At 70.7% G+C, this 13,891-nt stretch carries 14 protein-coding genes; 10 read left to right on the plus strand and 4 right to left on the minus strand.

Features of this window, described 5'->3' with window-relative positions; translation table 11 throughout:
- Positions 1–69: 69 nt before the first annotated feature.
- A complete protein-coding gene (locus AC07DS_RS13505; RefSeq protein WP_479144880.1) occupies positions 70–519 on the minus strand; it encodes a hypothetical protein in 450 nt (149 codons plus the stop codon).
- Between the two features lie 440 nt (positions 520–959).
- Between AC07DS_RS13505 and AC07DS_RS13510 the strand changes: the two genes are divergently transcribed.
- The 9 genes from AC07DS_RS13510 (at position 960) to AC07DS_RS13550 (ending at position 9,890) form a co-directional block, all read left to right on the plus strand.
- On the plus strand, positions 960–2,645 hold the full coding sequence (locus tag AC07DS_RS13510; protein WP_479144881.1) for a PP2C family protein-serine/threonine phosphatase: 1,686 nt from the start codon (positions 960–962) through the stop codon (positions 2,643–2,645).
- Between the two features lie 472 nt (positions 2,646–3,117).
- Entirely contained in the window at positions 3,118–3,399 is a 282-nt protein-coding gene (locus tag AC07DS_RS13515; RefSeq protein ID WP_479144883.1) for a type II toxin-antitoxin system Phd/YefM family antitoxin, read from the plus strand.
- Between the two features lie 222 nt (positions 3,400–3,621).
- Positions 3,622–3,924, plus strand: coding sequence for an urease subunit gamma (locus AC07DS_RS13520; protein ID WP_386580556.1), 303 nt, complete (start codon positions 3,622–3,624; stop codon positions 3,922–3,924).
- A 10-nt stretch (positions 3,925–3,934) separates the two neighbouring features.
- A complete protein-coding gene (locus tag AC07DS_RS13525) occupies positions 3,935–4,246 on the plus strand; it encodes an urease subunit beta (RefSeq protein ID WP_479144885.1) in 312 nt (103 codons plus the stop codon).
- A complete protein-coding gene (locus tag AC07DS_RS13530; RefSeq protein WP_479144887.1) occupies positions 4,239–5,960 on the plus strand; it encodes an urease subunit alpha in 1,722 nt (573 codons plus the stop codon). Before AC07DS_RS13525 ends, AC07DS_RS13530 begins: the two co-directional genes overlap by 8 nt.
- The gene (locus tag AC07DS_RS13535) at positions 5,960–6,634 is read left to right on the plus strand and encodes an urease accessory protein UreF (protein ID WP_479144889.1); all 675 of its coding nucleotides are present in this window, start codon (positions 5,960–5,962) and stop codon (positions 6,632–6,634) included. The genes AC07DS_RS13530 and AC07DS_RS13535 overlap by 1 nt, the downstream gene beginning before the upstream one ends.
- Positions 6,635–6,716: 82 nt before the next feature.
- A complete protein-coding gene (gene ureG / locus AC07DS_RS13540; protein WP_479144891.1) occupies positions 6,717–7,394 on the plus strand; it encodes an urease accessory protein UreG in 678 nt (225 codons plus the stop codon).
- On the plus strand, positions 7,391–8,149 hold the full coding sequence (locus tag AC07DS_RS13545) for an urease accessory protein UreD (RefSeq protein ID WP_479144893.1): 759 nt from the start codon (positions 7,391–7,393) through the stop codon (positions 8,147–8,149). Before ureG ends, AC07DS_RS13545 begins: the two co-directional genes overlap by 4 nt.
- Positions 8,150–8,294: 145 nt before the next feature.
- The gene (locus AC07DS_RS13550) at positions 8,295–9,890 is read left to right on the plus strand and encodes an alpha/beta hydrolase (protein WP_479144895.1); all 1,596 of its coding nucleotides are present in this window, start codon (positions 8,295–8,297) and stop codon (positions 9,888–9,890) included.
- 51 nt (positions 9,891–9,941) lie between these two features.
- Here AC07DS_RS13550 and AC07DS_RS13555 read toward each other — a convergent pair whose 3' ends face one another.
- Both AC07DS_RS13555 and AC07DS_RS13560 read right to left on the minus strand, forming a co-directional pair.
- Complete coding sequence (locus AC07DS_RS13555; RefSeq protein WP_479145284.1) at positions 9,942–10,958, minus strand: NAD-dependent epimerase/dehydratase family protein; 1,017 nt, start codon at positions 10,956–10,958, stop codon at positions 9,942–9,944.
- 68 nt (positions 10,959–11,026) lie between these two features.
- Positions 11,027–11,746, minus strand: a complete 720-nt coding sequence (locus tag AC07DS_RS13560) for a lysophospholipid acyltransferase family protein (protein ID WP_479144897.1) — start codon at positions 11,744–11,746, stop codon at positions 11,027–11,029.
- A gap of 222 nt (positions 11,747–11,968) precedes the next feature.
- Here AC07DS_RS13560 and AC07DS_RS13565 point away from each other — a divergent pair, with 222 nt between their 5' ends.
- Positions 11,969–13,474 (plus strand): MFS transporter, encoded by a 1,506-nt coding sequence (locus tag AC07DS_RS13565; RefSeq protein ID WP_479144899.1) that lies wholly within the window; start codon positions 11,969–11,971, stop codon positions 13,472–13,474.
- Between the two features lie 81 nt (positions 13,475–13,555).
- On the opposite strand, the gene AC07DS_RS13570 is transcribed toward AC07DS_RS13565, so the two are convergent.
- Entirely contained in the window at positions 13,556–13,813 is a 258-nt protein-coding gene (locus tag AC07DS_RS13570; RefSeq protein WP_479144901.1) for a hypothetical protein, read from the minus strand.
- Between the last annotated feature and the right edge of the window lie 78 nt (positions 13,814–13,891).

Raw genomic sequence — 13,891 nt, forward strand, 5'->3', positions numbered from 1 at the left:
GCCGGCGATGAGCCCATCGCATGACGACGGCCCCGCCCGGGATCCGGAGCGGGGCCGCTGCGTGAGCCCTTACCCGGAGGTCGAATCGTCGGTGATCTCCGCCGTCACCTTCGTCCCCGACGACCCGGTGCTGATCATCGACGGCGTGTAGTTCAGACTCGTCTGATCCGACAGCTCAGCCGTCTCGATGACCGGCCCGGACTCGTCGCCGTGGATCTCGTAGGTGATCTCATACATGGCGTCCGGGTCTATGCCCTCGCTGTCACCCATGTACGTCAGGCGCGGTTCGACCGTCAGGTTGCAGCCGGCGGAGCCGAAGCACTGCTTCTTCGTGGTCTTCAGCTTGATGGTGAAGCTGTTCTCGTTGACGGTGTCATACGCCGGCTCCGGGGTCGGGTCCTCCGCGGCGGTGGCGGCTGTGTCCGTCGACGGCGCGGTAGAAGCCTTGCTGTCCTGCTTGCCGCTGTCGTCACGGCTGTTGACGACGGCGATGCCGGTCCCGATGACTGCCGCGATCACGGCGGCTGCCGATCCGATGATGATCAGGTTGGTGCGGGACTTCTTCGGCGGGTGCGGCCGGGGGTGGCGGCGTGAACTCGGGTCGTGGTGGCGTGGTGTTGCTCATGGTCCCCCCATGACTCGTGGATCGTGCCCGCATGATGCGCGCCGCGAGGGCGGCATGTGCGTGCTGTAGCCGTGTTGTGACCGGTGGTCACCCATCACGGTGAAGATTGACCTCTCGCAGCGAAGGCTGAGCGGTTCGCAACGAAGATTGCTGACTGGCGGTTTTTCTCACCGATGGTTAAGCGCACAGATCAGGGCGATGCGCCGGCCGCCGGACAGTGGCAGCCCTGCGGCCCCACCCGCAGGACGCTCAAGCGAGAGGTCACTCCATCAACGGGGTATGCATTGGCTCCAGCGATGACAGCGAGAGGGAACCTGTGAACGGTGAGGGCCCCATGCCGCAGTGGCACTTTCCAGAGGGTGATGGCCTTCTGGCGCGTCAGCTTGTAGAGGGGACCTTGGCCCCCATCGTCGTTCTCGACGCGCAACTGTGTCATCTGTACGTCAATCCGGCGTGGGTCAAGGTCACTGGCCTGCCCGCCTCCGCGTTCCTGGGGCGAACGCTCGGGGAAGTGCTGCCGGACCTCCAGAGATCGGACGACGTCCTGTTCGAGGTACTCGCGGACGGGCAACCTCGGGAGGCAACCATCTCAGGAACGACAGGAGTCTCCTCGCCGCTAGGGCAAAGGCTCTGGCGAGCGGTCTATCACCGGGTGGATCTGCCCGGACAGGATGCGTGTCTGTGCGGGATCGGCGTGGAGATCAGTAATCTGCGCCGCTATCTGGACGACCTGGAGACCGCCCATCAGCGGCTTGCCTTGCTGGATGCCGCGGTCACGCGCGTCGGCACCACGCTCGACATCGAAACCACGTGCCAGGAGCTGGTCGACTTCCTGGCGCCCTCGCTGGCCGACATGGCCGCGGTGGGAATCGTCGAGGAGGAGTTCACCGGTGCTCCCCCGCCTCCTCCCGGCTTCCTGCGGCTGCGCAAGGTGAGGGGTTCAGCGCCCCCTGGGATGGAATGGCTGCTGCACCAGATGGGCGGACCAGGACCGTACGTCGACGTTCCCCGTGGCGTCGCCACACGGCATTGCCTGGACAGCGGGCGGCCATGGCTGGGCAACCTGGCCTCGGACGAGCTGTTCCAGAAAGTGACGGTAGACCCCGAACGAACTAGAATCTTCCGCGCGGCCGGCATCCACTCGCTTCTCATCGCCCCCCTGATCACGGCAGGCCGCCCCGTCGGCGTCGTCCTTCTGGGCCGGGCCAGCGCATCGCAGCCCTTTGACGACGACGACCTCGTGACAATCCAGGCTCTGGCCGACCGGGCCGCCCTCTCCATCGACAGCGCGCGCCGCTACAGCTACGAACACACCATGGCGCTGGAACTCCAGCGGGCCCTGCTGTCCGAACCCCGCACCCCCCACCCTGCTGTGGAAGTGGCCACCCGTTACCTCCCCTCCGGCCGCAGCGTCCTGGTCGGTGGGGACTGGTACGACTCGATTCCCCTGCCTGACTCCCGCACCTTGCTGGTCATGGGCGACGTGATGGGCCACGGCTTCCAGGCCGCTGTCGCCATGAGCCAGTACCGCTCCCTACTGCGCACCATTGCCACTGCCGGCACGGGCGTCGACAAGATCCTCGGCGAGTTCGACCGCCAGGTCGCGCAGCTCGGGCTTGACCGCCTCGCCACCTGTCTTCTCGCGGTCATGGATCCGCGGGCGGGCACCTGCACGGCGGCCAGCGCAGGACATCTGCCGCCAGCTGTCCTGCGACCGGGCGGCAGCATCGAGGTCTGGTGGCTCCCGGCCGGCCCGCCCATCGGTACCGGACTCGGGGGCTACGAACCGCTCACCGTCCGAATGGACCGCGGCACCACGCTGGTGCTCTACACCGACGGACTGGTGGAACGACGCGGCACAGACATCGACGTCTCGGTGCAGGCGCTCGAAGCGCTGAGCCTGCCAGCAGACGGCCCTCTGGACGACATGCTCGACACGTTCCTGGCCCGCCTGGCGAACGGCGCGTACGAGGACGACGTCGCGATCCTCGCCGCCCGCCAGCGCAACGAAACTGAGTGACCCGCACCACTCAAGCTTCGCTGAGAATCACTCAACCTTCGCTGCGACAGATCAAAGATCCCCGTTCGGGGAGGTCGCCTGCCCATCGCCATAGAATCGAACATGCGGATGATTGACGGTCATCGAACCGAAAGCGGTGGCGGACTCCCCGCTGATCGACTGGCGTGTGCCTCAATCCACTCGGCCGCAGCCAGTGACCGCTCCATGGCGTACCAACCGCCCGGGTCGCCGCCGAACGGGGAAGCCGAGCAGCGGACCGAGGTCCTGCGGCAAGAGCTGGCGGCAGCGATCGGGCAGGCGGACGCGGGCGACGTGCTGTAGAAGGACATCTGTGAGGCTCGGCGGCCGGGTGCCGCCGTCTCACACATCCTCACGTCCACTCGGCGGGCGAGGGCTAGTGCTGCACTGACCTGGACTTTCGTCGTACTTCATGGACCTCATGGACGTCATGAGCGCCCCGTAAGCTAGGGGCATGGCCTACGAGATTCCGGTGACGCAAGCCAGGGCTGAGCTCGCCGACCTGATCAACCGGGTGGTGTACGGCGGTGAGCGCGTCGTCGTGACCCGGCACGGCAAGCCGTTGGTCGCGCTGGTCTCGGCCGCGGACCTGGAGCGGCTCGACGCCCTCGACGAGCCGGCCGAGGAGCAGCCGGTGGTCACCTCGGTGTCCCGTGTCCGCGAGGTCGAGCCCGCGGCCCGGGAGCGGCAGCGCTTCGGGATCGCGGCCGAGCACCGGGGGCCCGGCGCCTCGTAGCCGGGTATGTGCGGGCCCATCGCGCAGTCATGTGTTGATCAAGGTCTGGTTAACGTCGCTGAAACTCCGGCGAACTAGCCTGCCGATCCACGCCATCAGGGGTTTTTCTGCCTGTGTTGATCATGTTCGGGCGAATTTGTCTGTGTGTTACACCTATCCCCGTCGTGGTGGCTGCGGCAGCCGGACCCCGCACGGTCCGGAGCAAGGACTGTGAGGTGGGACGTGCAACTGACCCCGCACGAACAAGAGAGGCTGCTGATCCATGTGGCGGCCGACGTGGCCGAGAAGCGCCGGGCCCGTGGGCTCAGGCTCAACCACCCGGAAGCGGTCGCCCTCATCACGTCGCACATCCTGGAGGGCGCGCGTGACGGCCGGACCGTCGCCGAGCTGATGTCCTCCGGCCGCAAGCTCCTCACCAGGGAAGACGTCATGGACGGCATCCCGGAGATGATCCACGACGTGCAGGTCGAGGCCACCTTCCCGGACGGCACCAAGCTCGTCACGGTCCACGAGCCGATCATCTGAGGGGGCCGCGATGATTCCCGGAGAGGTGCTTTTCGCGGACGGCCCCGTCGTCTGCAACGAAGGCCGCGAGGTCACCCGGCTGACCGTGCTCAACGCCGCCGACCGGCCCGTCCAGGTCGGCTCCCACTACCACTTCGCCGAGGCCAACCCCGGCCTGGAGTTCGACCGGACCGCCGCCCACGGCAGGCGGCTGAACGTCGCCGCCGGCACCGCCGTACGCTTCGAGCCCGGCATCCCGGTCGCCGTCGAGCTCGTGCCGATCGCCGGCGCCCGGATCGTGCCCGGACTGCGTGGCGAGACCGGAGGTGCCCTCGATGCCTGAGATCTCCCGCGAGGCCTACGCCGACCTGTTCGGCCCCACCACCGGCGACCGCATCCGGCTCGCCGACACCGACCTGCTGATCGAGATCGAGGAGGACCGCTCCGGCGGCCCCGGACTCGCCGGTGACGAGGCGGTCTTCGGCGGTGGCAAGGTCATCCGCGAGTCCATGGGCCAGTCGCGTGCCACGCGCGCGGAAGGCACTCCCGACACGGTCGTCACCGGGGTCGTCATCGTCGACCACTGGGGGATCGTCAAGGCCGACGTCGGCATCCGCGACGGCCGGATCACCGGCATCGGCAAGGCCGGCAACCCCGACACCATGGACGGCGTGCACTCCGACCTGGTGATCGGCCCCGAGACCGAGGTCATCGCCGGCAACGGACGGATCCTCACGGCCGGCGCCATCGACGCGCACGTCCACTTCATCTGCCCGCAGATCGCCGACGAGGCGCTCGCCTCCGGCATCACCACCCTGGTCGGCGGTGGCACCGGACCGGCCGAAGGCTCGAAGGCGACCACCGTGACGCCCGGCCCCTGGCACCTGGCCCGGATGCTGGAGGCGATGGAGCAGTACCCGCTCAACATCGGCTTCCTCGGTAAAGGCAACACGGTCTCGCACGAGGCGATGCTCTCCCAGATCCGCGGCGGCGCCCTGGGCCTCAAGCTGCACGAGGACTGGGGGTCCACCCCGGCCGTCATCGACGCGGCCCTGACCGTCGCCGAGCGCACCGGCATCCAGGTCGCCATCCACACCGACACCCTCAACGAGGCCGGTTTCGTGGGCGACACCCTCGCCGCGATCGCCGGCCGGGGCATCCACGCGTACCACACCGAGGGTGCCGGCGGCGGGCACGCGCCGGACATCATGACCGTGGTCTCCGAGCCGCACGTGCTGCCCAGCTCGACCAACCCGACCCGGCCGTTCACCGTCAACACCGCCGAGGAACACCTCGACATGCTGATGGTGTGCCACCACCTCAACCCGGCGGTCCCGGAGGACCTGGCCTTCGCCGAGTCCCGGATCCGGCCGTCGACCATCGGCGCCGAGGACATACTCCACGACCTCGGCGCGATCTCGATCATCTCCTCCGACTCCCAGGCCATGGGCCGGGTCGGCGAGGTCGTCCTGCGCACCTGGCAGACCGCGCACGTCATGAAGCGGCGGCGGGGCGCACTGCCCGGCGACGGGCGCGCGGACAACCGGCGGGTGCGACGCTATGTCGCCAAATACACGATCAACCCGGCGCTCGCCCAGGGCCTGGCCCGCGAGATCGGCTCCGTGGAGACCGGCAAGCTCGCCGACCTGGTGCTGTGGGAGCCCGCGTTCTTCGGGGTCAAGCCGCACCTCGTCATCAAGGGCGGCCAGATCGCGTACGCACAGATGGGTGATGCCAACGCCTCCATCCCGACACCGCAGCCGATCCTGCCCCGGCCGATGTACGGGGCGATCGGACGGGCGCCGGCCGCCAACTCGTTCAACTTCGTGGCCCCGGCGGCCGTCGAGGACGGGCTTCCGGAGCGGCTCCAGCTGGGCAAGCGCTTCGTCGCCATCGACTCGACGCGCGGGGTGACCAAGGCGGACATGCGGGAGAACGACGCGCGTCCCCAGGTGCGGATCGACCCCGACAGCTTCGCCGTGCACATCGACGGCGAGCTGGTCGAGGCGGCTCCGGCGGCAGAACTGCCCATGGCCCAGCGCTACTTCCTCTTCTGATGTCCAGGGCAGCACTGCTCGTCCTGGCCGACGGCCGCTTCCCCGCCGGAGGGCACGCGCACTCCGGTGGAGCGGAGGCCGCAGTCAAGGCGGGACGGATCACCTCCGCGGCGGGCCTGGAGGACTTCTGCCGCGGGCGGCTGCACACCGCCGGCCTGGTCGCGGGCGCGCTGGCGGCCGCCGCCGTCCTGGGCGTCGAGCCCCGTGAGCTGGACGCGGCCGCGGACGCCCGCACCCCCTCGCCCGCGCTGCGGCTCGCCGCGCGCAGGCTCGGCCGGCAGCTGATGCGGGCCGCGCGCGCGAGCTGGCCTTCGGCCGAACTCGACGCGCTGGCAGGGGAGTTCCCCAAGGGCGCCCATCAGCCGGTCGTGCTCGGAGTCGCGGCGCGGTCGGCCGGTCTCGGCCCCGTGGACGCGGCGTACTGCGCGGCGTACGAGAGCGTGAGCGGGCCGGCGACGGCCACGGTCCGTCTGCTGAGCCTCGACCCGTTCGACGCGACAGGGGTTCTGGCCCGGTTGACCCCGGAGCTGGACCGCGTCGCGGACGCGGCGGTGGAGGCGGCGCGCAGGGTGAGCGACGAGGGAGTCGATGCGCTGCCCGCCGCGTCGGGGCCCCTGCTGGAGGTCGGTGCGCAGTGGCACGCGACCTGGCCCGTGCGCCTGTTCGCGTCATAGATCTCCGCACCGCACCCGCCCGACCCGGTCGGGCGGCGAGTGGCCGACCCCACACGAAGCCTCTCAACCATTGGAGCCGTACATGCACCTCGACCACACCCACCACGGCCCCGCCGCCCTGAGTGCCGACGCCCACCGTCCCGACGGCTCCCGCCGCGCGCTGCGCATCGGGCTCGGCGGGCCCGTCGGCTCCGGGAAGACCGCGACCGTCGCCGCGCTGTGCCGCCTGCTGCGCGACCAGCTGTCCCTGGCCGTCGTCACGAATGACATCTACACCCGCGAGGATGCCGAGTTCCTGCTCCGGGAGGCCGTGCTGCCGCCCGAGCGGATCACTGCCGTGGAGACCGGGGCCTGCCCGCACACCGCGATCCGCGACGACATCTCCGCCAACCTCGAGGCCGTGGAGGATCTGGAGGACGAGGTCGGGCCGCTGGACCTGATCCTCGTCGAGTCCGGTGGGGACAACCTCACCGCCACCTTCTCCAAGGGGCTCGTGGACGCGCAGATCTTCGTGATCGACGTGGCGGGCGGCGACGACATCCCGCGCAAGGGCGGGCCCGGCGTCACCACCGCCGACCTGCTCGTCGTCAACAAGACCGACCTCGCGCCGCACGTCGGCTCCGACCTGGCCCGGATGGCCGCCGACGCCAAGGCGCAGCGGGCCGAACTCCCGGTCGTCTTCCAGTCGTTGCGCGGGGAGGCCGGCGTCGCTGACGTGGCCGCGTGGGTGCGGGAGCGGCTCGCCGCGTGGGCGGCATGACGGCGACCGGCGTCCGGGCGAACGCCCGGATCGTCGCCCGCGCCGACGGACGCGGCGGTACGGCGCTGCCCGTGCTCGACGGCGAGGGCCCGCTGGCGCTGCGCCGTACCCGGGCGGGCGTCGGCGAGGCGCGGGTGATGGTCGTCGGCGCGATGAGCGGCCCGCTCGGCGGGGACCGCTTCTCGCTGGCGGCGCGGGTGGAGGAGGGCGCCCGGCTGCACGTCGGCTCGGCCGCTGCCACCATCGCGCTCCCGGGTCAGGGCAAGGGCGAGGCCCGCTACGACGTACGGCTGGACGTGGCCGACGGCGGCGAGCTGCGCTGGCTGCCCGAGCAGCTGATCTCGGCCGGCGGCAGCGACCTGTACGTCACCACGCGGGCCGAACTCGCCGCCGGGGCACGGCTCGTGCTGCGCGAGGAGCAGGTGCTCGGCCGGGTCGGAGAGGCACCGGGACGGCTCACCAGCCGGCTCACGGTGCGCGTCGCCGGCCGGACCGTGCTGGACCAGGAGCTGTCCTGCGGACCCGGCGCGCCGGGCGGCTGGGACGGGCCCGCCGTGCTCGCCGGACACCGGTCGGTGGGCCAACTGCTCGTCGTACGGCCTGAGTTCGCAGAGCGGCCGGCTGCGGCGCGGATGCTGGGGGAGTGCGCCGCACTGGTTCCGCTGGCGGGACCCGCCGTGCTCGTCAGCGCCTTGGCCCCGGACGCGCTCGGGCTGCGGCGGCTGCTGGACGAGGCGCTGACCCTGCTGGCCTGAAAGGCACACGCTCCGCTCAGCGGGACGCGATCGTCCGTTTATCGGATTGGTAAAGAAACGTCTGCGCCCCCTGTTCTCGGAGGGCTCACAGCGGAGAGGATCCCCGCCTGACCACTTGTACAACTCTGTTGGGGGAGGGGCCCACTTGAGGGAGAACAGACCGAAGAGCCGCCTGCTGGCGTTCGGTTCGGCCGGAGCACTCGTCACCGCGACCCTGATAGCCGGCGCGGTGGCGGCTCCCGCGGCCAGCGCCGACAGCCGCCACGGGCAGGACCGCGAGGCCAGGGGCGCCCAGATCGCCGCCGCCCGCGCCGCCAAGGCCGGCATCGACTGGCAGGACTGCCCTGCCGACTGGGGCCTGGAGAAGCCCATCCAGTGCGGCTGGGTCTCCGTGCCGCTCGACTACGCCAAGCCGTACGGCAAGCAGATCAAGCTCGCCGTCGACCGCATCGGCAACACGGGGACCCCCGAGGAGCGCCAGGGCGCCCTCGTCTACAACCCGGGCGGTCCCGGCGGCTCCGGTCTGCGCTTCCCGCGCCGGGTCGTCACCAAGAACGCCGTCTGGGCGAACGTCGCCAAGGCCTACGACTTCGTGGGCTTCGACCCGCGCGGTGTCGGCCACTCGGCGCCCATCTCCTGCGTCGACCCGCAGGAGTTCGTCAAGGCCCCCAAGGCCGACCCGGTCCCGGACACCGAGGCCGACAAGAGCGCGCAGCGCAAGCTGGCCCGCGGGTACGCGCAGGGCTGCGCCGAGCGCAGCGGCGCCATGCTGCCCCACATGACCACGCCGAACACCGCCCGCGACCTGGACGTCATCCGCGCCGCGCTGGGCGAGAAGAAGCTCAACTACCTCGGCGTCTCCTACGGCACCTACCTCGGCGCCGTCTACGGCACCCTCTTCCCGGGCCACCTGCGCCGCATGGTCGTGGACAGCGTGGTCGACCCGTCGCGCGAGAACATCTGGTACCAGGCCAACCTGAACCAGGACATCGCCTTCGAGGGCCGCTGGAAGGACTGGGAGGACTGGGTCGCCGCGAACGACGCCGCCTTCCACCTCGGCACCACCCGCGCCGCCGTCCAGGCCAAGTGGCTCGAACTGCGCGCCACCGCCAAGAAGAACCCCATCGGCGGGGTCGTCGGCCCGGCCGAGCTGATCTCCTTCTTCCAGAGCGCCCCGTACTACGACTCGTCGTGGGTGCCGGTCGCCTCGGTGTTCAGCAAGTACGTCGCCGGAGACACCAAGGCGCTCGTCGACGCGGCCGCCCCCGACCTGTCGGACACGGCCGGCAACATCAGCGCCGAGAACGGCAACGCCGTCTACACCGCCGTCGAGTGCGCCGACGCCAAGTGGCCCACCAGCTGGCGCAAGTGGGACCGGGACAACACCCGGCTCAACAAGGACTACCCGTTCATGACCTGGGCCAACGCCTGGATGAACCTGCCCTGCGCCACCTGGCCGACCAAGCAGCTGACCCCGGTGGACGTCAGGACGCACCGCGGTCTGCCGCCGGTGATGATCGTGCAGTCCACGCGTGACGCGGCGACCCCGTACCCGGGCGCCGTCGACCTGCACAAGCGCTTCAAGGGCTCCCGCCTGATCACCGAGGAGGGCGCGGGCTCCCACGGTGTGACCAGCCTGGTCAACCCCTGCATCAACGAGCGGGTCGACAGCTACCTGATCGACGGCAAGCTGGACACCGCCGACGTGAGCTGCGCGCCGCACGCGACGCCCAAGCCGTAACCCCTCCGGTACGGCAACGAGGGGCGGCCGGACTCTCCGGCCGCCCCTTCGTCATGTCCCCGCCGTCCAGGCGTCCTCGGCCGCATAGTCGAAGAGGTCGGGATAGGCCCGCGCCAGCAGCGGAAAGAGCTCCCGCCAGTCTCCCCCGGCGAGCCGCTGCCGCAGCCACTCCACCGTCCGGGGCAGGCTCTCCTCGTACGACACCACCGGCCGGTAGCCCAGCTCCCGCCCGGCTGCGGACATGTCGAAGACGGCCGGCAGCGGCACCGACCACGGGGTGCGGCCCACGGATCCGGCGGGCGGCGGACCGGCCACGAGCGTGGTCTGCGGCTCCGCGCCCATGACCGCGTCGATCGCCGCCGCGATCCCGGCGACCGTCGGCGCCTGCGGATCACAGGCGTTGAGCACCCGGGTCCCGGGGCGGGCCGCGGCCAGCCGGACCAGCTCGGCGATGTTCCGGGCACTCGCCGGATGGAACCGGCTCTCCCCGCCGTACGCGAGCACCCGCCCGCCCCGCCCGTCCAGGTGCCGCTTCACGAAGTACAGCTCGCGGGGGAGCGGACTGTACGGCCCGTGCACCGCGCCCGCCCGCAGCACGGTCGTCGGCAACTCCGCGCCCATCGCGAGCAGTTCACGCTCCAGGGCCGCCTTGCGGGTGCTGTAGGTCGCCTCGCCCGGCGCCACCGTCGGCTGCGTCTCGGCGACCGGCACCGGGTACGCCGGGAAGCCGTCGGGCTCGTCCAGGGTGTCGAAGCCCCGCCCCTTGTCGTCCTCGTACACCGACACGCTGGAGATCACCACCGCTGAGCCGATCCGGCCCGCGAGGTCCGTCAGCTGCCGCGCGTGCCCGGCGTCGTACGCGACCATGTCGACCACCAGGTCGCAGCCGTCGCCCACCACGGCCGCGAGCGCCCCGCCGTCGGCACGGTCCAGCCGGACCGCACGCACCCCCGGGCCCCACGACTCGTCCCGGCCGCCGCCCCGCGAGGCGGCCGTCACGTCCCAGCCGTCCCGTTCCAGTGCCGCCACCGCCGGACGGCCGATCTGTCCGCTCGCCCCGATCACCACAGCCCGTTTCATGGGGCGAGCCTAGGCAGGCGGCACGCTCGGCGCGGAGCCGTTCTGCCGACGGCAGATCAGCTGAGCGGCGCCCGCGGGAACTTCCGCTCCTTCTTCTCGGCCGCCTGCTCCGCCTTGACCACGGCCGCGTACTGGTCGACGTACTCCTGCTCGGACAGCGTGAGGATCGCGTACATGATCTCGTCGGTGACGGCCCGCAGGATGGCCTTCTCGTGCTCCATGCCGGCATAGCGGGAGAAGTCGAGCGGCTTGCCGAAGCGGATGACCACGGGGTGGATGTTCGGAATGACCTTGCCCGGCGGCTGGGCCTCGAAGGTGCCGATCATCGCGCAGGGCACCACCGGCACCCCCGCCCTGAGCGCCATGACCGCGACCCCGACCTTGCCCTTGTACAGCCGGCCGTCGTGCGAGCGCGTGCCCTCCGGGTAGATGCCCAGCAGCTCGCCCTTGCCCAGCACCCCGAGCCCCTCGCGGATCGCGGCCTGCCCCGCGTCCTTGCCGGAGCGGTCCACCGGGATCTGGCCGGCGCTGCGGAAGAAGAACGCGGTGAGGCGGCCCCTGATGCCGGGCCCGGTGAAGTACTCCGCCTTGGCGAGGAAGGTGATGCGCCGCTTCAGCATCGCCGGCATCAGGAAGTGGTCGGAGAAGGACAGATGGTTCCCCGCGACGATCGCCGGACCCGACGCCGGCACGTTCTCCAGCCCCTCGATCCGGGGGCGGAAGACCAGTCTGAGCAGGGGGCCCAGCAGCACGTACTTGAGCAGGTAGTAGAACACGGTTCGTCCCTCACTTTGCCGGCCGCCCCGCTGGGCCGGTGTTTCCCCAGGTCGGTACAGGGATCACGGGTATGGGCTCAGGTGCGCCTGTGGTCATCTGCGGTTGTGTTCAGCCGGGCTCATGCTGACACCTTACTGAGTTCATTGACAGATAGTCAGGTGTGAGGGCCGCCCCGCTCTCGTCGACTGGTGCGACCGCTCACGCATGCATAGCGTGATCACATGACCACAGAAACGGCCCGGCCCGCTCTCGACGACCGGCGGTGGAAAGCGCTCGGAGTCTGTCTGACCGCGGGCTTCATCTCGCTGCTCGACGTCTCGATCGTGAACGTGGCTCTGCCCTCCATGGAGCGCGGGCTCGGTGCCTCCGAAGCCACCCAGTCCTGGGTGGTGTCCGGGTACGCCCTCGCCTTCGGGCTCGCGCTCGCGCCGGCGGGACGACTGGGTGACCTGTATGGGCGCCGCCAGGCGCTGTTGTTCGGCCTCGGTGTCTTCACGGCCGCGTCGGTGGCGTGCGGTCTCGCCGCCGGCCCCACCTGGCTGGTGGTGTTCCGGCTGGTCCAAGGCGCTGCCGCCGGTGTGGTCGCACCGCAGACCTCGGGGCTGATCCAGCAGATGTTCCAGGGCGCCGAGCGGGCCCGGGCCTTCGGCTTCCACGGCAGCGTCGTCGCCGTGTCCACCGCGGTGGGCCCGCTCGCGGGCGGACTGCTGATCCAGGCGTTCGGCACGGACGACGGCTGGCGCTGGGTGTTCTTCGTCAACGTGCCCATCGGGGTGGCCGCCCTCGTCGCGGGGCACCGGCTGCTGCCCCGCCTCCCGGTGCCGGGCGACAGACGGGAGGAGTTCGATCCGGTGGGCGTACTGCTCCTAGGCGCGGGCGTGCTCGCGTTGCTGCTTCCCCTGGTCCAGGAGCAGCAGTGGCAGGGGCGGGCGAAGTGGGTACTGCTCCCGGTGGGCGCACTGCTGCTGGGGGCCTTCTGGGTGTGGGAAAGGGCACGGGGCAGCCGGGGCAGGGCGCCGCTGGTCGACCTCGGGCTCTTCTCCCTGCGCTCCTTCACGCTCGGCACCCTGATCAGCCTCACGTTCTTCGCCGGGCTCACCACCATCTTCTTCGTCCTGTCGCTGTTCCTGCAGAACTCCGCGGCATACAGCGCCCTCGCCGCCGGTGTGACGATCCTGCCGTTCGCGGTTGCCTCGGCGGTCGGCGCGGCCCTCGGGGGACGGCTGGTGACGCGTTACGGCCGCAGTCTGGTCGTGATCGGCCTGGGTGCGGTGGTCCTCGGGCTGCTCGGCGTCGTCCTGGCCGTTCAGCTGGTGCCCGGCGAGAGAGTGGGCTGGGCCATGGCGCTGCCGCTGGTCATCGGCGGGATCGGGTCCGGTCTCACGGTCTCGCCCAACACGACCCTCACCCTCACGCTCGTGCCGGTGCGACGGGCCGGTGCGGCCGGCGGGGTGATGCAGACCGGTCAGCGCATCGGCTCGGCCATGGGTATCGCCGTGGTCGGCGCCGTGTACTTCGCGCACCTCTCCAACCACGGCCGTGCCACGACGGCCCTTCAGCTCGGGCTGCTCACCGCCACGGCCATCATCCTGGTCGCCCTGGTCCTGGCCGTGGCCGATCTGCGGGAGCGCCGGGCGCATCCGGGCCGCGACGACGACTCCGCGGCGACGCCGCGGTGGGGCGTGGGGGAGAGCGGGGCCGGCGAGAAGGCGGGCCGAGGGGCCTGAGACCGGGCTCGGCCCGAGGCCGGACGGGGCGCCTCGGGCCGAGCGGTCTTCAGCGGTCGGAACAGGGATGATCCCCGTGCGTCAGCCCTTCGAGGCGCGAGGCAGCCGACGTGCAGCGAAAAGAACCATCGAAATCTTCAGTGCGGTCGAAATGGTCAGGGCCTGCATGAAGGGCATTCCCATGAGCCACAGTGCCACCATCATGGCCGTGAGGACCAGGAAAACCGGGACCAGGTTGGTCTGCTTGGCCGCGGAACGCAGAACACCCGTGAGTTTTCGGGGCCGAGCCACCGTATCGAGCGCGCCGACGCGGATCTGTTCTTCGTGGACTTGCGACATTCTCTTTCCTTCCCGCGGGCTCGTTTCCGCTAGCGAGCCTAGGTACGGCCCGATGGGGTTGCCACCGCTGCTACTCCG

The sequence above is a fragment of the Streptomyces sp. NPDC044064 genome (assembly GCF_056434245.1).